Consider the following 17,721-nt stretch of genomic DNA (forward strand, 5'->3'; position numbering starts at 1 on the left):
GAGCCTGGCGTCTCAAAGCGGGTCCGCTGTGCGCCGCGACGTCCGGCCGGCAGGCCGCTCGCATGCGCCCCGCATGAGCTCTGCCGGGCTCCGATGCTGTTCAGCGAGTCATGAAGCGGCGCTATTCGATCGGATGCGCTCATAGGGCCTGCGGTGGATACCACAGTGGTTACTGTCGGCGTGGGAGCGTCACGGGCGGGGTATCGAGACAGCTCAGAGGGGGGAAGTTGACGGGGAATGATGCTGTAAGCGGGGGCGGGTACGGTGCAGGGGCGAGCGAGCGGCTGAATCTCTTCCGGTATCTGACGGCGGACAACGCCGAGGACTACCTGGCGGTCATGCGGCTGTTCTCTTCCACCCTGCTGGCCGACCTGTCGGCAGTCGAGGTGAGTGAACTGCTGCGGGACAGTGGCCACGGTCTGGACGCCGATGCTGTAGAGGAGCGCTGCCGCAAACTGGTGCGCTGGGGCAATCTCATTCCCTCCGTCCGTGATGCGCGTGTGCCCACGGTGGCCGCCTACCGTAATTCGCGGGCCCGGTTTCAGATGTCCACGCTGGGCGGCCGTGTGCACCGCCAGATCGAGGATGTCCTCAAGGCCACCGACGGGGCGCGGGAAGTGGCCCGGGAGCTGTTGGGGCACACGGTCGGTGTCCTGGAGCAGATTCTTGAGCAGTTGACGCAGCCGTCGCCAGATGCGGAGACGCTGGCCGCCGATGTCACCACGGTCTTCAACAACCAGGCCCTGTTCAGCGAGAGCGCCCGCGACTTCTACAGCTATCTCGGCTCCGTGCTGACCCGCTACGACCTGGCCGGCGAGGAGTACTCGACCCTCAAAGGCCTGTTGCTGGAGTATGTCGAACTCATCAGCAACGATGTCGCCCGCCACTGCCCTGCGATTGTCGACCGGCTGAACCGGCTCGCCCCCTTCCTGACACAGTTGGTGGACAGGCTGGCAGCGCTGCCGGGCCTGGACGGCGGCAGCGAGCCGGTGGAACGGCTGCCGGGCAGAACCAAGTCCGACTGGGCCCAGCTGTCCGCCTGGTACAGCGGCGGTAGCGGCACGTCAGGTCCGGCCCAGCTGCGTGTCGCGGCCGAGCAGGCGCTGGGGCAACTGATCACCAACGCCAAGCGGATGCTGTCGTCGGGCGGAACAGGCGTCTCCCGGCGGGCCGATCTGCTGCGCCTGGCTGGGTTGCTTGCCATCTCGGATACGGACGGTGCGCAGCGGGCCTTCGCGGCAACGTTCGGGGTCTACGGAATGCGGCACCTGGGGCACGGTCCGGAGGAATCGGACACCCGTGTGCCCCCGACGACGTCGTGGTGGGACGCTCCCGCGGTCGAGGTTCCCATCTCGCTGCGCGAGCGGGGTGACCGCACCGCGCGCGGCCGCTCCTCCCGCGTCCCCGATCCCGGCATGGACCGGGCCCGTCTCCTGGCCGAGGCCGAGCGGGAGGAGAGCCGGCGGCGGGCCGCCGTAGCGGAACTGATCGCGGTCAGGGCCCTGCACGGGGCCCGGGTGTCCGACTACGCCCGTGAGCTGCTCCTGGACCTGCTCGGAGATTTTATGGCTACACACCCCATGCCAGCGCAGGCGGATCAGCCGTGCGCGCTGCCCTTTGAGGACCTCGGGATGGACCTGGTTGTGACCTACCGCGAGGGTGAGCGTACGGAGATCTTCTCCCCCACCGGCCCGCATTGCGTGATCCACGGGCTGATCGTCTGTGTGGAGCAGATCGGTGGACAGCAGGTCTCCGGAGGGCAGCAATGAATCAACAGCCATCCGCCGCCACCACCGCGCATGATGCGCTGGAGCGCCGTCAGGCGGCACGTGTGCTGCTGTCCCGGCCCGTGCTGACCGCGCACCGCCACCCCGGCGAGCTGGCCCTGGTGCGGCGCCATGCTGCCGCCCTGCGGTCCGTGTTCTCCCGCATGCTGGGTTACCCGCTGATCGTCGAGTCCTCCTTCGCCCGTCTCGTCAAGGCGCCTCTGGACGGTGAGGCTCCGGCCCGGGACAGTGCCGGTGCAAGCTTTGGCCCGCAAAGCAGCGCCCTGTTCTGTCTGGCCTGTGCGGCACTGCTGGCCCCCGGGACCGGCGAGCAGGTGCTGATCTCGTCGTTCATCGAGCAGATCAGGGCGGACGCCGCTCTGGCCGGGGTGGCCCTGGACGACAGCCGTGCGACGCGCCGTCATCTGGTGAACGCGCTCGGCCTGCTCACCGAGTGGGGGGTGTTGACCGAGACGGACGGCAGCCTGGCCGCCTGGAACGAGCGGCAGGAGGAAGCCCTGCTGAGTGTGCACCGCCCGCTGCTGCCGCATCTGCTGGTCCGCCCCCTGCACGACGTCAAACAGCTTCAGGACCTGTGGTCCTTGCCGGCTGAGCCGTCCGGGGAGGAACCGCGCCGCTCGCTGCGGCGCAAGCTGGTCGAGAATCCGCTGGTACGGCGCAGGGAGCTCAGCGAAGCGGAGCGGGACGTACTGTCACGTGAGCGCAGTGATCTCACGAGGCTGTTGGAGGAGCACTTCGGTCTGGTCCTGGAGGTGCGGGCCGAGGGCGCACTCGCCTACGCGGAGGACGGACCGGCCAGCGACATCGAGTTCCCCGGCCCGGGCACGGTGCGCCAGGCGGCCCTGCTGCTGATCGACGCAGTGCTGGCCGACGGCGTGGCTCAGGAGAACCGGCTCGAGGCGCACGATGGCGTGTGGTGCTCGTGGTCCCGCGTCGAGGCCTCGCTCGAGGAGCTGGCCGGCGCGCACGGCAAGGCCTGGTCGTCCCTGTACACCAGTGACCTGCGGCGGCTGCGTGACGACGTGAGCGATCTGCTGGCCGCCATGTCCTTGGTCACGGTGGACGAAGCGGGTTTGCGGCTGGAGGCGGTCGCGGCCCGGTATCGGCCGGTGGTGCGCACCGCGCCTCCCACCCGGGCGGCCACCCGTCTGCACGCCGACAGCCCTGCCCCTGACGCCCTGTTCGAGGACACGTGGCCCACCGCAACGGAGACCGACTCGTGAGCACTGCCGCTCTTCCCTCGCCGCGCCCGCATCAGGACACCCCCTCCCCCACCCTGGGCCGCTGGCGCATGCGCCGGGCCGGGATCGTGAACGTGTGGCACTACCTGGACCAGGAGTTCGACATGCCCGGCGGCCGGCTGGTGCTGCGCGGCACCAACGGCTCTGGCAAGTCACGGGCCTTGGAGATGCTGCTGCCCTTCCTCCTCGATGCCGACCGGCGCCGGATGGATGCCACCGGCTCGGGCAAGGTCCGGCTGGAGGAACTGATGCGGGCCGGCGGCGGCGAACAGGCCAACCGTCTTGGCTACTTGTGGCTGGAGGTGGCCCGCTCCCCCACCGGGCATCCTGACACCGCGCGCGATGCGGCGCAGTACCTCACCATCGGGGCCCTGGTCCGTTTTGCCCGCAGCACTGCCGAGGCCAAGGTCTGGTACTTCACCACACCGCACCGGGTCGGGCACGACCTGGTGCTGATGGACGACACCCGCACCCCCCTCTCGCGAGAGCAGCTGGTCGCGCTGATCGGGGCGGAGCGGATCACCGACCGGGCCGAGGTCCACCGTGAGCGGGTCCGCACCCAGGTGTTCGGGCTCAAGGGTGAAGCAGGACGCCACCGCTATGCGGGACTGCTGCAACTGCTGCACACCCTGCGCTCGCCGGATGTGGGCAACCGGATCGACGAGGGACGGCTGCCGCAGATCCTCTCCGACGCGCTGCCGCCGCTGTCCGAGCCGGCCCTGTCCGCCGCCGGCGAGGAACTGGACGGACTGGAGGAGACCCGGGCCGCGCTGGCCCGCCTGGAAGACGCATGGCGGCACGTCGCCGACTTCCACAAGGTCTACGCCCGCTATGCAACCGGCATCTTGGCCGACACCGCCCACCAGGCACGCGAGGCGGCCTGGCACACGCAGGCAGCGGAGCAGGACGCGGCAGACCGGGAGGAGGCGCACACTGCGCTGCTGCACCAGCATGCCGAGGCGCTGGCCGCGCAGGAGGAAGCCGAGGGGTATGCGAAGGAACTCAGCGCCACCGCTGCGGGGTTGAAGGGATCGCGTGCCTACCAAGAGGCGCGGGAACTGACGGAGCGGCTGGGCAAGCTCGATGCGCTGGCGAGCGCCGCCGACCATGCCCTGCAGGTCGCATCCGGCACACGCCGCGAGGAGACCGCGGCCGCGCAGGCCTCGGCCAGAGCCGGGCAAGAGACCAGTGCTGCCGCAGCGGCGGCCGGAACGCTCCTGGTAGAGCTTCATACCTGCGTGGACCGCGCCCGGTTCACCACCCGGCTGCCGGCCGGCCTGGCTGTTCAGGTGCGCGCGGCGGACGCCACCGCAGAAGCGGTACGTGTCCGGCGCGAGGACGACCCGATCACCGTGGTGCGCCCCAGGCCCACGGGGCTGGAGCCTGCGGCCGATGTGCTGCGCGACCAGGTGGAGGGCCTGCTGCAGGCGGGGGCCGAAACCGGTGACGCGGCGGGCCTGCGCCGGGTGCAGGCTCAGGCGCGTGCCCAGGACGCCGGCGCCGTGGAGACACAGCTGCGCAATGTGCAACGGGCCGAGGAAAGGGCCGAGGAAACCGCCCAGGACGCCCGCGCCCTGGAGGAGGCCGCCGCCGAAACCTTCGAGCACCGCGACGACTGCGCCGCCCTGCTCGCCGAGGCCTGGCGCAGCTGGATCGCCGCTCCCGACAGCCGCACGCTGCTGCCCGGCATCGACTGGGCTGACAGTGCGGCCGCACAGCTGCTGCTGGATGTGCACGCCCTGGCCGGTGACGATTCAAGAGACGACGCCGACCTCGCTGCGCTGGACTTGCTGCCCAACCGGGCCGCTGCCGCGGCCCGCACTGCACATGCTGGCCGGCTGGCTGCTCTGGATGCCGCCGAACAGCAGGATGCCGAGCAGATCCGGCAGCTGGAGAGCGAAGCGGCCGCGCTGCGCCGGGCCCGTGACATGCCGCCGCCCATCGCCCAGTGGGCCGACAATCCTCCCGCCGAGGGCACCGCACTGTGGCAGCTGCTGGAGTTCAACAACGAGGTCAAAGGATCGGACCAGGCTGGCCTGGAGGCGGCCCTGCTGGCCTCAGGGTTGCTCACCGCCCACGTCACCGCCGACGGCGTGATCACCGAGTCCGGCCAGCTGGTGCTGTCCACCGACGCCCCGGTCGTGGTGCCCTCCGCACGCAGTGTGCTGACCGCCTCCCCGGGACAGCACACGGTCTCCCAGGAGCAGATCCTGTCCGTCCTGGACCGGATCGCTCTGGACGTGCCCGGCCATGCCACTTGGATCAGCCGCGACGGTTCCTTTGGTATCGGCGCCCTGCGCGGACGGCACACGCTGCCGGCCGCCCGCTATATCGGCGCTGAAGCGCGCAAAGCCGCCCGGGCCGAACGGCTTTGCGAGATCGATACGGCGCTGGATGCCCTGCACTACGCCGCGCAGAGCCGCCAGGCGCAACGTACTGCGCTCCTCGCGCAGCGGGACGCCCTGGAAGCGCACCTGGCCCGCGCGCCCCGCTCCCGGGAACTGGCTGCCCTGCGCCTGCAGGCCGTCAGCGCCCGCGAGAGCGCGGTCCTCAAACACCAGCAGGCGGCTGAACTGACCCGGGCCGCGGAGGGACAACGCCGCCAGTGGACAGCTTCCTGGCGCGCGCATCAGGAACGCTGTGCGGCATTCAACCTCCCCACTGCGGCGGGCGAGTTGACTGAGGCCGCTGAGGCCGCCGGGCAGGCGGCCGCTTTGTGCATGAAGCTGGCCACAGCCGGCCGCACAATCACCGGCCGGCTCGAAGATCTCGGCCGCACCCTGGAGCAACTGGATGAGGCCGCCGGGCGGCGGCGCAAAGCGGAGAGCACGGCCGGTGTGCAGTGGTCGGTGTGGGCCGGGCAGGCGGCGGAACTGGCTGCCCTGCAGGACAGTATCGGCGCCTCGGCCCAGGAGGTGCACGAGCAGCTCGCCGAGGTCGAAGCGGCCATGGTGCAAGCCGACGAGGAGCGCACCCGGCTCGCCCGAACCATCAACGGCCTGGCCGGCCGTCTGGGAATCGCCGAAGCGAACATGGCCACCGCACGCGATGGCGTCCTGGAGGCACACGAACAGCTCCACCAGGCGGCTGACCTGCTGGCCGCCCGGGCCGGCCACCCGGCACTGGCCCCGATGGCCTCCGGCCACCCAGCCGCCCCCTCGGCACCCGGCCACACCCCTGGCGAACTGCTGAGGAGCGCCCAGGAGGTACAGGACACGCTCGCCCACCCCGACGCGCGGGCCGACATCACCACCCTGCTGCGGGCCGTGTCCGCGCTGGAACGCGACGTGACGGGCACCTTCGATGTCCTGATTACCGTCGACGACGGCCTGCACATCGTGGAACTGGCCGACGCCGACGGGCGCCGGCACGTCTTCGACGCCGCCCGCGAGCTCCAGGAGCGCCGCGACCGCGGCCGGGAAGCGCTCACCACCCGCGAGCGGGCCGCCTTCGAGCATTTCGTGCTGGGCGGCATGGCCGAGGAACTGCGCCTGCGCATCTCCCAGGCCACCAAGCTGGTGAAGGACATGAACACCTCGCTGAAGTCCATCGCCACCAGCCACGGCATCGGGGTGCGGCTGCGGTGGCAGCTGGCCGAGGGCACCGAGCACCCTTTGGCCCGGATCAAGGACCTCGTCTCCCACGACACCCGCGTCCTGCGCGCCGACCAGCAGGACGACCTCATCGACCTGCTCAAGGCCCGCGTCGAGGAACGCTTCCAGGCGGACCCCCACGCCGGCTACACCGCCCACCTGCGCGACGCACTGGACTACCGCGCCTGGCACACCCTGGACGCCATCATCACCGGACCCGAACCCAGACGCGAACGCCAACTGAGCCGGCGCGCCAAACTCTCCCAGGGCGAGACCCGGTTCGTCTCCTACGTCACCCTGTTCGCCGCCACCGACGCCTACCTCAGTGGCCTGCCCGACCCCGACAGCGCGCTGCGGCTCATCCTCCTCGACGACGCCTTCGCCAAGGTCGACAACCGCACCATCGCTGAACTCATGGGACTCCTGGTCCGTCTGGACCTCGACTTCGTGATGACCGGCCATGCCTTGTGGGGCTTCTTCCCCGAAGTCCCGCTCGCGGACGCCTACGAGGTCCGGCGGGCCGAAGGCACCGCCGCCGTCACCACCCACGTCCACTGGGACGGCCGCACCCGACACCTACGCCTGGCAGACCACCCATGACCGCACCCAGTGACCGGCTGTCCGAACCCCTGCGCAGCTACCTCGCCCACCCCAGCCTGCACCCGCTGTGGGCAGCCGTCCGCCTCAGGCTGGAACGCAACCGCCTCACGGCAACCGGCAGCCTGCAGATCACACTCGGCGAGGAGGCCGCGCACCGGCTCGCCGGCCTGCTGGGCACTCCCATCACGGCCGGCTCCCAGCGACTGTCGCTCAAACGGCTCGACGAGTCCCTGCGCGCCTCAGCCGCCGCCTGCGGCCTGGTCACCGCCCTGAGTGATCTCACCGGCAGTGCCCTGCACGATCGCGCCGCCGCCCGCGACCAACACCAGGCAGAGCGCAGCAGTCTCTGGCAGCACCTTGACGCCGAACTCGCCCGGACCGCGCTGGCCTCCGCTCCCTGGGCAAGCGACTGGATCAGCACACTCCGTTCCTCTCGCCTGCTCAGCCGTTGCACCCCGCAGGTCGCTACGAGCGCCTTGAGCATGGCGGTCGAGGCCCTGAGCCTGCTGCCCGCCCTCACCGGCATCCCCGACCCCTCCGGCGGGCATGGCTGGGAGCTGGCCGAACTCGCCGCCGTGGCCACTCATGACGCACACGGCTTGGACGACGGCACCCTGGCCGGAGCGCTGACCTTGCAGGCAATCGCCCTGGCTCATCACCAGCCCTTGCCCACCACCGCACGGGACCGCCGCCAACTGTGGGAACGGGCAGGCGCCACCACCGACCTGCTGTCCTCGACCGTGCTCACCTGGCACCTCGACCCACCCGGCCCCTCCCCCTGGTCCCGCATGCTGCGCCAGCGCACCGCGCTCGGCCTGGCCACCCACCTGACCGCCCAGGAACTGCGCTCCGCCCCAGCAGCCCACAGCCCCCTGGCCCGCCCGGACTCGACCATCTTCGCGTGCGAAAACCCCCAGGTCCTCCAAGCCGCCATGCGCAACGCAACGACAGCGCCACTGATCTGTACGTCCGGCAATCCCTCGCACGCCACCTGGATCCTGCTCGAGCGTCTGGTCGCCGAGGGTAACCACGTCGTATATCACGGCGACTTCGACTGGTCCGGCATCGCCATCGCCACCCGCATCTACGCCGCCGGCATCCACCCGTGGCGCATGACCGCCAGCGACTATTGCACCGCCCTGAGCACTCCCGCCGCACCACAACGCCTCCCCCTGGTAGGCACCGCCCAGCCCACCCCCTGGGACCGGGCACTCTCCCCGGCCATGCAAGATGCCGGGACCGCCGTGCATGAGGAGAGCCAACTCCCCCTCCTCCTCTCCGAGATGGGCATCTCAACCAGACCACCCGAACGGTGAAAGTTCCCGCACGCAGACCCACTGCCGTCCGAAGGTGCTGATCGGCGGCCCACCCATCGGCACCGACCTGGCTCTACGGCGGCTGACCGGCACCACGCATCCTCGTTCGCCGGCCACCGGCGCACCGTGGAAGCAGTCATCCAGTACTCCAGCAGGACTTCTGGGACTCAGGCGGGAATGCGCAGCAAGTCGGTCGAGACGGACCACAGTTCCTGGGCCGCTGCGGGATCGAGCGCCCACTGCTTGACGGCATGGGGGTTTTCTGCAGGGCCGCGTCATTGGGTACGGTGTGCGCCTCTTGGGCGTCGTCGAGATAGTGCCCGACCGTGTTCGCGAACTCCGGTGCCACCGCGGCGACCAAAGTCGTGGCCGCACCCTGTTGCACGGTCTTGTACGCACAGACACCGGCAGCTTCGTGCTGGGCGAACTGGTCGCGTAGCTCCTGCGGGAAGGGCCGCTGGAGTCCGGTGTCGATCCCTCCGGGGTTTACGGCGTTGGCGGTAATTCCTTCACCGGACCAGCGCCGGGCGGCTTCGCGTGCGAACAGGATGAGGGCCGTCTTGGACTGTCCGTAGGCAATCATGGGGTCGCAAGGCCGCCGACGGAAGTGGCTGTCAGCCGACTGCTGCCCGCCTACCGGCAGCTGCCCGCCGACGCCCTGTCCCCCGGCAACGACCGCGACGACCTGCCCACCGTGCGCGCCCCCGGACGGGCACGTACCATCCCTAACGCCTGACGAGCTCGCCGGTCACGCTCTGCGCCCAGTGGTTCGGCGCAGAGGCCGATGCGGCGAGCGAGCGAATGCGCGAGGTGTCGAAGTTCAACTACCTGGTTTCCCGCAGCCTGCGCCAGGTGCTCGATCACCGGGCCCGACCATGAACTGCTGGGCGAGCCGCCGCGGTGTACGCGAACTCGCGGACCGGCTGCGCGTCGGCGCCGAGGCAAGTGAACTCAAGGCGGGTCTTGACCACGAGAACATCGCACGGGAGTGTGCGGCGCTCGATGCCGGACTGCGGCTCCAGTGGCTGGCGGGCGGGCGTTCCTTCGACTTGATCGCCGTGATGCGCTCGCACCTGAACCGCCTGATGAGCAGCATCGCGACCGACGGCAAGGGGCTGTGACGCCCAACTCCGCCTTCTAAAACGGCCTTTCCTGACACCAGTCGTTCTCAGACCCGCTCGACCAGTACGGCCATGCCCTGGCCGCCGCCCACGCACAGTGCGGCGATGCCCAGGCGACCACCGGTCGTCTCCAGCCCGTTGAGCAATGTGCCGATGAGCCTCAGCCCCGTCATGCCAAAGGGGTGCCCAAGGGCCAGGGCGCCTCCATGGGGATTGAGCTGCTCGTCCAGATCGATGCCTATGGCGCGGCTGACGGCCAGGACCTGAGAGGCGAACGCCTCGTTCAGTTCGACGATGTCCACCTCGTCGATGCGGAGCCCGGCCTGGTCGAGGAGGCGACGGACAGCCTCGATGGGGCCGACGCCCATCACCGCCGGATCGACGCCGCTCACCGCCGTGCCGAGGATGCGCGCCCGGACAGACAACCCCTCGCGCTCGGCGATCTGTTCGTCCACGAGTACGGCGGCCACGGCACCGTCGTTGAGCGAGCAGGAGTTCCCGGCGGTCACCGCACCGCCGGGCCGGAAGGCCGGTGGCAGCGCCGCCAGTTGCTTGATGCCGGTATCCGGGCGTGGCCCGTCATCGGCCGTGACCGTGCCTTGCGGGGTGTGGACCGGCATGATCTCACGGGCGAAGAACCCGGACCTGACGGCGGCCACTGCCCGGCGGTGGCTCTGTGCGGCGAAGGCGTCCATGTCCTCGCGGGAGATGGCCCACCGATCGGCCACGTTCTCGGCGGTGATGCCCATCGGTACGTAGACATCGGTGATCCGGTCGCTGGAGGACAGCTCGGGGTGTTTGTCCTCCTCCTTGAGGGTGCGTCCCACCTGGCTGACGGACTCGACTCCGGAGACCAGGTATGCCTGGGCCTCGCCGGCCCAGATCGCGTGTGTGGCGATCCGGGCCGCCTGCATGCTGGAGGCGCAGAACCGGGTCACGGTGGCACCAGGCAGTGCTGGACTCAGGCCGGCGAGCAGGCTCGCCCGCCTGGCCAGGTTGGATCCCTGGCGCCCTTCGGGATAGCCCGTGCCGAGCACATGGTCGTCCAGCAGGCCCGACCGGTCCGGCGCCAGGCCGGAATCCGTGACGGCTCGGCCGATGACACCGGCCGCAAGGTCGTCGGGCCGCATGTCGCGCAGCGATCCTTTGACGGCCCGGCCGATGGGGGTGCGGACCAGAGAGGCGATCACGACGGACCGCATACGTGAACTCCTTCGTTCGGGTGGGAGGCGGTCAGCCCTTGGGCTTCTTCCGGAGCTCGCGCAGGTGTTCCGCGGTGCCGGGCAGGGAAAGCGACCAGAGTTGCTCCCGCGTTTCCTCTTCCACCACCTGGCCGTGCTCCCGCCCGTCGCCCGCGCGCCGCAGCGATCGCTTCGTACGGCGGACAAGCTCCGGTTCGGCAGCGCCCGCTCTGGCGGCCAGGGTGTGGGCTGCGGCAAGCAGGTCCGGGTCGGGCACGCACCGGTAGGCCAGTCCGGCGGCGGCGGCCCCGGCGCCGTCCAGGCGCTCGCCGAAGAGCACCATGGCGGCGGCCGTCTGCGCTCCGACGAGGCGGTGCAGCATCCAGGTGTGGCCGCCGCCGGGGTGCAGGCCGAGCTTGAGGAAGCGGGTGTCGAACCACGCCGATGCAGCTGCCATCCGCACGTCGCAGGCCAGCGCGAGATTGAGGCCGGCGCCGACCGCCGGGCCGTTGACGGCGGCAATGGTCGGCAGAGGCGACCGGGCTACCCGGAGGAAGGACTCGTAGACGGTTTCGACTCCCGACGTGTCGCCCTCCGTTGCCGCCAGGAGGTCGGTGAGGTCGGCTCCGGCGCAAAAGGCCGTGCCCGCCCCGGTGAGGACAACCGAGGTGACGGCGGGGTCTGCCTCCAACTCGTCGAAAGCCGAGAGGAGTTCACCGACGAGCGGGGCGGACAGGACGTTGCGGCGGTCCGGATCGTCGAGCGTGAGCGTGGCGGTGCCCCGTTCACGCTCGATGCGCAGCAGGCCGCTCATGAGTCACCGCCGGGGGTGGCGGACGGCGCGCTGTCGGCGAACCGTTCGACCAGGTCTTTCTTGGAGACCTTGCCCACGTGCGACAGGGGGAGGCTCTCCATGATCTCGAGCCTTTCGGGGAGTTTGAACTTTGCGATCTCGTGCCGGGAGAGGAACTCGGTCAGCTCCTCCAAGGTGGGTGGCACCGCTCCCTCGCGCGGCACGACGCAGGCACACATGCGTTCACCCAGCACGGAGTCGTTCACCGGAATGCAGGCCACGTTGACGACCGCCGGGTGCCCGATGAGAAGGTTCTCGATCTCTTCGGCGCTGATCTTCTCCCCGCCGCGGTTGATGAGGTCCTTGCGCCGGCCGGCGACGACGTAGTTGCCCGAGGGGTGTCGGCGCATCAGGTCCCCCGACAGATAGAAGCCGTCCGGGGTGAAGGCGCGGGCGTTGTGCTCGGTGGCGCGGAAGTAGCCGCGCAGGGTGTAGGGGCCGCGCGCGGCCAGTTCCCCGACTTCGCCGTCGGGCACCTCCTGGCCGTTCTCGTCCAGGAGCAGCACTTCGTCGTCCGGGCAGACGGGGCGGCCGACGGTCTCCATGCGCACCTCTTCGGGGTCGTCGAGCCGTACGAAGGTCAGCAGTCCTTCGGCCATGCCGAAGTTCTCCTGGATGCGGCAGTCCGGCAGCATCCGCTGGGCCAGCGCGCGGGTTTCGGGCTGGAGCCGCTGACCGCCGCTCTGGATCACGCGGACCGACGACAGGTCGTACTCGTGGATCAGCGGGTCGTTCAGCCACTTGATCAGCAGCGCGGGCACCACATGGATGTGGGTCACCCGGTGCTTCTCGATCAGCGGGAACACCTGGGCGCCGCGTGTGGTGGGGTGCAGCACGGTGCGGGCCCCGGCGAGCAGGAAGCCGTGCAGGCCGGGGCAGGCCAGCGGCAGGTTGTGCGAGATCGGCAGGACGTTCAGCAGGCAGTCGTCCGGCCGGATGTCGCACACCGACATGGCGTTCTTGGTGTTGAAGACGTAGTCGTTGTGCAGGCGCGGAATCAGCTTGGGGACGCCGGTGGTGCCGCCGGAGAGCTGGAAGAGCGCCGCTTCCATGGGGTCGACCTCGACGGCCGTCAGGTCCACGTCGCCCTCCGCGCCCGTGCCGCCTGCCAGGACGGTGTTCAGCGCCGTGGCGTCCTGCCCCGGGTCGCCGGCGACGATGTGCAGACGCAGGGACGGCACCGTGGCGCGCACCCGGGCGACGATCTCACGGTGGTCGGCGTCCTTGGACCGGTCCGGAGTGATCGCGGCGACGGCGTCCGACAACCGCGCGAACTGCTCCAACTCCCGGTAGCGGTGCGCCGGGAGAGCCATGATGGGGATGACGCCGATCTTCTGCAGTCCGAGATGGGTCACGGCGAAGTCGGCGGTGTTGGGCAGTTGCAGCACCACCCGGTCCAGCGGACGCAGTCCCAGTGCCCACAGGCCTCGGGCCGCTCGCGCGGCGCGCTCCTCGAGTTCGCCGTAGGTCATGTCGGCGCCGTCGTGGTGCAGGGCCACGCGATCGGCGTACTCCGTGCATGCTTGCGCGAACACATCGCGCAGTGTGCGGTCCTCCCAGTAGCCCCTCGCGCGGTAACGCTCGACGTACTCGGGCGGGAAGGGAACGATTCCATCCAAGGTCACGGTGTCCTCCTGCACTCAGGTGGTCGCGCTGAAGCCGCCGTCGATGACGACGATCTCGCCGGTCACGAAGGGGTTGGAGTCGATCAGCGCGAGGACGCTCTGGGCCACTTCGTGCGGAGTGACGCATCGGCGCATCGGTGTGTGCCGGCCCCGCCGCTCCATCAGCCGTTCGTAGTTGTCTCCCAGCTGGTCCTCCATCCACTCCCCCACCATCCAGCCGGGGGCCACGGCGTTGACGCGGATGCCGTCGGGGCCCAGGAGCCCGGCGAGGGTCTTGGTCAGGTTCACCACCGCTGCCTTGGACGCGGCGTACGGGAACGGCTGCGGCCCCGGACGCAGTCCCACGATGCTGGCCAGGTTCACCACGGCCGTGCGGCCCGGACGCTTCCCGGCGGCGTCCTTGAGCAACGGCACGCAGGCGCGGGTCACTTGGAACAGGCCGCGCACGTTGACCGCGAACACCCGGTCCCACTCGGCCATGTCGAGCCCGTCCAGGTCAGCGGGCGGCGTACGGGCCGTGGTGCCCGCGTTGTTGACCAGCACATCCAGGCGCCCGAACCGATTGCGGATCTCCTCCATCATGGCGAGCACCGCGCTCTCGTCGGCCACATCGGCGCGGCAGACCAGGGCCGCGGCCCCGATGTTCTCGGCAAGGGTGGCGGTCTCCTTGGCCGCCTCCTGGCTGGAGGAGTAGTTCACCACCACGTCGTACCCGGCCGTGGCGAGGGCCAGCAGGGCCGCCCTCCCGATTCCCCGTGCGGAGCCTGTCACCAGCGCAACTGGCTTGTCGTCCGTCATGTTCATCCTTTCGTGTAGATGAGGGCCTGGGGCCCTACAGGCCAAGGAGCCGTTCTGCGTTGCCGTGGAACACCTGGTGCATGACGGCCTCCGTGTAGCCCAGCTCGTCCCATTCGCGCAGGAGCCGCTCGAACGGCAGGCTCGGGTGGTCGGTGCCGAACATGACCTTGTCCCGCAGCCGGGCGCGGATGTCGGTGCGCAGCTGCTGCGGAAAGTGCTTCGGCGCCCAGCCCGACATCTCCCAGTAGACGTTGCCCTTGTGCAGGGCCACCGCGGTCATCTCCTCGATCCAGGGCCAGCCCGGATGCGCGGCGATGATCGTCAGCTCCGGGAAATCGGCGGCCAGTTCGTCCACCGCCCGGGGGTGGGCGTGGCGGATGCGGGCGCCCATGCCGCCGGGCATGCCCGCGCCCATGCCCGTGGTCCCCACGTCGATCATCACCGGTACGCCCAAGGCGGTGATCGCCTCGAACAGGGGGTAGAGCTGCTGGTCGTCCACCGCGTAGCGCCCCATGATCGGGTGGAAGTGGAAGCCGAGCACGCCGTGTTCGCGCACCGCCGTCTCGGCGTCGGCGATGGCTTGTTCCCCGCGCAGCGGGTCGACGGCACCCCAGGCACCGAGGAAGGTGTCCGGGTGCCGGTCGCGCAGAGCGGCCACATAGTCATTGCCGCAGGGCGGGGCGCCGGTGACGGTCTCGATGTCGAAGGCAACCAGCACCGCTTCGATGCCGTGCTTGTCCAGGTCGGCCACTACCTCTTCCTCGGCGCGTGGTTCCCAGGGCTTGTTCCAGTACTCGGCGAGCGCTGCCGGGAAGGGCTGCTGGGAGGCGATCCACTCGGCAGTCCCCGGATAGCAATGCAGGTCGATCCTTCTCATCCGCGCCCCTCTTTCCGCCTGTGCCGGGAGCGAGTCGCTCCCTCACGTTTCATCCGCGCAGACCTCTGTACAGCGGGGCCTGGCTCGCCTCAGTGTGTACTACCTACTGCAGTAGTGACTAGACCTTCGCTGGGGCGATTGTTCATGGGAGGCGCAATGACCGAGGCACCGCCACGATCCGATGACACCAGTACGCGCGGGGGTGAACTCCTCGCCAGGTGGGAGCGGTTGCCGTTCACCAGCGCCCACCGCAGGGCCTTTCAGATCCTGGGGACGGGAACGTTCTTCGACTCCTTCGACACCGTCGCGCTGGCGGTCACACTCACCGCGGTCACCTCGACGATGCACATCGGCCTCGGCGACGCCGGCCTGCTCATCAGCGCCGGCTACGTCGGTCAGATCGCGGGCGCGCTCGGCCTCGGCTGGGCCAGCGAGCGCTACGGCCGCCGCCCGGTGTTCCTCGCCTCCATGGCCCTGTTCGGGGTGGCCGCCCTGCTGGCCGCGAGCGCGTGGAGCGGCCTGAGCCTGGGCCTCTTCCGCCTGGTGCAAGGGATCGGCCTCGGGGCCGAAGTACCGGTGGCCGCCGCGCTGTTCAACGAACTCGTACGAGGACGCGCCCGCGGCCGCTCGGTGATGCTCTACGAGACCAGCTTCACCCTGGGCAACATGGCCGCGTCCCTCATCGCGGCGGCCCTGTTCGGCCTGCTGCACGACGAGGCCACCTGGCGCACCATGCTCGCCCTGGGAGCGATCCCCCTGCTCGTCGCGCTCTGGGCACGCCCCCGGCTGGTGGAGTCCCCGCGCTTCCTCACCTCCCGGGGCCGGACCGCGGAGGCGGAGATACTGGTGGCCGCCATGGAGGCAGAGACGCTGCGCAAGGGACGCCAACTGGAGCCCGCCGAGGCGCCGATCGCGCCCGACACGCGGGCTACGCGACTGGCGGAGATCTTCTCCGCGCAGTACCTCAGGCGCACCGTGATGATCTGGACCGTCTGGTTCACCACCTACTTCACCCTCTGGGGCCTCACCACCTGGCTGCCGAGCCTGCTGGTCAACGAGGGCGGCATGCACCCCGCGACCGCGTCCCTGGCCAGCGCGGGACTCCAGGCCGTCAACGTGGCGCTGGTGGTGACCATCGCGCTGACCGTGGACCGGCTGGGGCGCAGGTTCTGGATCACGCTCGGCTACTCGGTCTCCGTACTGGGAGCGGCGATCGGCGCGGTCGCCACCTGGTCCGGGCAGACCCCGTCCCCGGTCGGCCTCATTGCCCTCGCCGTCCCCGTCCTGCTGGGCGTGAACGCGGTCGCGCCGATCGTCTTCATGTACACCGGCGAGCTGTACCCGACCCGGATGCGCGCGTGGGGCACCATGGCCGCCAGCAGCTTCCGCAACGTGGGGGCGGTCCTGGCCCCTGCGGTGATCGGCTGGGTCCTCGACGGCGACGGCGGCATGGCCGCCCTGTATCTCATGTTCTTCACCACCCTGGTCGTGGGTCTGGTGGTCTTCTGGGCGTTCGGGCCTGAAACCGCCCGGCGGAAACTGGAGACCCTGGCCTCCTAGCCGCCGATACACTCACTCTTTCGGTAGTGACCCTGCGAAGGCTGGCTGACGGGAGCGCGGACCATGAGTACGGCGGACGAGACCGCGGCCCGGCTGGTGGAGTTGGGCTTCTCCCAGTACGACGCGCGAGCGTACGTGGGGCTGCTGGGCCAAGAACCCCTGACGGGGTACGCGTTGTCCAACGTGACCGGCATCCCGCAGCCCAAGGTGTACGAGACCCTCCGGCGGCTCACCGCGCGCGGCGCCGTGGTCAAGACCGGCGATTCCCCGGCCCGGTTCGTCGCCGTGGCGGCCGACCAGTTGCTCGGACACCTGGAGACCGACTTCCGACGGCGGGTCTCGGACGCCCGCTATGAGCTCAACCGGTTCGTCGCCGAGGACCGGACCGAGCAGATCAGGCCGCTGCGGTCCATGAACGACCGCGCCTCCATCGTCAGGCGAGCCCGCACCATCCTCGCGGACGCCGAACGGCACGTCTATCTCTCGGGCCGCTCCGAGGAACTGGAAGCACTCGGCGATGAGGCGCTCGCCGCGGCCGAACGCGGCGTCACCTTCGACGTGCTCTGCTTCGGCACCCCGCCCTTCGAACTGCCGGGCCGCACACTCCGCCACGCCAGCACCGAAGGGGTCGTCTACCGCCACCACCAGGCCCGGCACTTGGCTGCCGTGGCCGACGGCGCGGCGGCCCTGTGGGCTCTGGCACCCGGCGGCAAGGACTGGGACTGCATGTGGGTCAACGACCCGCTGTTCGCCGCCCTGGTCAAGGGATACGTCCGCCACGACATGTACGTCCAGCAGATCTACACCGACCTCAGCGGCCCACTGGTCGAGCAGTACGGCCCAGGGTTGGCCGGGATGACTGGAATCAGCGAGGACCAATCTGCCACGCCCACGGCTCGAGCCGGCAAGAAGGCGCCAGGCCGAACCGCGTAATAGCGGTTCAGGCGTTCGGCGGACCCTGCGGCAGTCGCCGGTTGTCCGGGGCGGACGACGAGCGCCCGGTTGACCAGCAGGCGCGGGAGGTGCTCATCGCTACCAGGGCTACGAGGCAATACCCAACTGGGCGGCGTGCGGCGTGCCGAACAGGTCGTCGAAGCGGCGGGCTCCCTGGGTGGCGATCGGAAAGGACGGGGCGCCTCATCCCGCAATACTGTGTGGCCCCTTCTGTC

Annotated in this window: 14 protein-coding genes; 8 read left to right on the forward strand and 6 right to left on the reverse strand. The window is 70.0% G+C overall.

Annotation, left to right across the window (positions count from 1 at the left end):
* Positions 1-110: 110 nt before the first annotated feature.
* From ACWD02_RS04655 to ACWD02_RS04670, 4 genes are read left to right on the forward strand one after another with little or no spacing between them, the layout of a single operon-like run.
* Entirely contained in the window at positions 111-1,769 is a 1,659-nt protein-coding gene (locus ACWD02_RS04655) for a DUF2397 domain-containing protein (protein WP_451204456.1), read from the forward strand.
* The gene (locus tag ACWD02_RS04660; protein WP_451204458.1) at positions 1,766-3,010 is read left to right on the forward strand and encodes a TIGR02678 family protein; all 1,245 of its coding nucleotides are present in this window, start codon (positions 1,766-1,768) and stop codon (positions 3,008-3,010) included. Before ACWD02_RS04655 ends, ACWD02_RS04660 begins: the two co-directional genes overlap by 4 nt.
* Positions 3,007-7,221 (forward strand): TIGR02680 family protein, encoded by a 4,215-nt coding sequence (locus ACWD02_RS04665; protein WP_451204460.1) that lies wholly within the window; start codon positions 3,007-3,009, stop codon positions 7,219-7,221. The genes ACWD02_RS04660 and ACWD02_RS04665 overlap by 4 nt, the downstream gene beginning before the upstream one ends.
* Positions 7,218-8,537 (forward strand): TIGR02679 family protein, encoded by a 1,320-nt coding sequence (locus ACWD02_RS04670; protein WP_451204462.1) that lies wholly within the window; start codon positions 7,218-7,220, stop codon positions 8,535-8,537. Before ACWD02_RS04665 ends, ACWD02_RS04670 begins: the two co-directional genes overlap by 4 nt.
* 136 nt (positions 8,538-8,673) lie before the next feature.
* On the opposite strand, the gene ACWD02_RS04675 is transcribed toward ACWD02_RS04670, so the two are convergent.
* Positions 8,674-9,120 (reverse strand): SDR family oxidoreductase, encoded by a 447-nt coding sequence (locus ACWD02_RS04675; RefSeq protein ID WP_451204464.1) that lies wholly within the window; start codon positions 9,118-9,120, stop codon positions 8,674-8,676.
* Positions 9,121-9,144: 24 nt separating this feature from the next.
* Between ACWD02_RS04675 and ACWD02_RS04680 the strand changes: the two genes are divergently transcribed.
* Positions 9,145-9,273, forward strand: a complete 129-nt coding sequence (locus ACWD02_RS04680) for a hypothetical protein (protein WP_451204466.1) — start codon at positions 9,145-9,147, stop codon at positions 9,271-9,273.
* 139 nt (positions 9,274-9,412) lie between these two features.
* Entirely contained in the window at positions 9,413-9,658 is a 246-nt protein-coding gene (locus ACWD02_RS04685; protein WP_451204468.1) for a TetR family transcriptional regulator C-terminal domain-containing protein, read from the forward strand.
* 47 nt (positions 9,659-9,705) lie between these two features.
* On the opposite strand, the gene ACWD02_RS04690 is transcribed toward ACWD02_RS04685, so the two are convergent.
* From ACWD02_RS04690 to ACWD02_RS04710, 5 genes are read right to left on the reverse strand one after another with little or no spacing between them, the layout of a single operon-like run.
* Positions 9,706-10,860 (reverse strand): thiolase family protein, encoded by a 1,155-nt coding sequence (locus ACWD02_RS04690; protein WP_451204470.1) that lies wholly within the window; start codon positions 10,858-10,860, stop codon positions 9,706-9,708.
* Between the two features lie 31 nt (positions 10,861-10,891).
* On the reverse strand, positions 10,892-11,653 hold the full coding sequence (locus ACWD02_RS04695; protein ID WP_451204472.1) for an enoyl-CoA hydratase: 762 nt from the start codon (positions 11,651-11,653) through the stop codon (positions 10,892-10,894).
* Complete coding sequence (locus tag ACWD02_RS04700) at positions 11,650-13,317, reverse strand: (2,3-dihydroxybenzoyl)adenylate synthase (RefSeq protein WP_451204474.1); 1,668 nt, start codon at positions 13,315-13,317, stop codon at positions 11,650-11,652. The genes ACWD02_RS04695 and ACWD02_RS04700 overlap by 4 nt, the downstream gene beginning before the upstream one ends.
* Before the next feature lie 15 nt (positions 13,318-13,332).
* Positions 13,333-14,115, reverse strand: coding sequence for an SDR family NAD(P)-dependent oxidoreductase (locus tag ACWD02_RS04705; protein WP_451204476.1), 783 nt, complete (start codon positions 14,113-14,115; stop codon positions 13,333-13,335).
* Positions 14,116-14,149: 34 nt separating this feature from the next.
* Entirely contained in the window at positions 14,150-14,992 is an 843-nt protein-coding gene (locus ACWD02_RS04710; RefSeq protein ID WP_451204478.1) for an amidohydrolase family protein, read from the reverse strand.
* Between the two features lie 156 nt (positions 14,993-15,148).
* Here ACWD02_RS04710 and ACWD02_RS04715 point away from each other — a divergent pair, with 156 nt between their 5' ends.
* The gene (locus tag ACWD02_RS04715) at positions 15,149-16,552 is read left to right on the forward strand and encodes an MFS transporter (protein WP_451204480.1); all 1,404 of its coding nucleotides are present in this window, start codon (positions 15,149-15,151) and stop codon (positions 16,550-16,552) included.
* 63 nt (positions 16,553-16,615) lie between these two features.
* Positions 16,616-17,485: a TrmB family transcriptional regulator gene (locus tag ACWD02_RS04720; protein ID WP_451204483.1), complete on the forward strand. Its 870-nt coding sequence runs from the start codon at positions 16,616-16,618 to the stop codon at positions 17,483-17,485.
* The last annotated feature ends 236 nt before the right edge of the window (positions 17,486-17,721 follow it).

Source organism: Streptomyces sp. NPDC002853 (assembly GCF_053591915.1).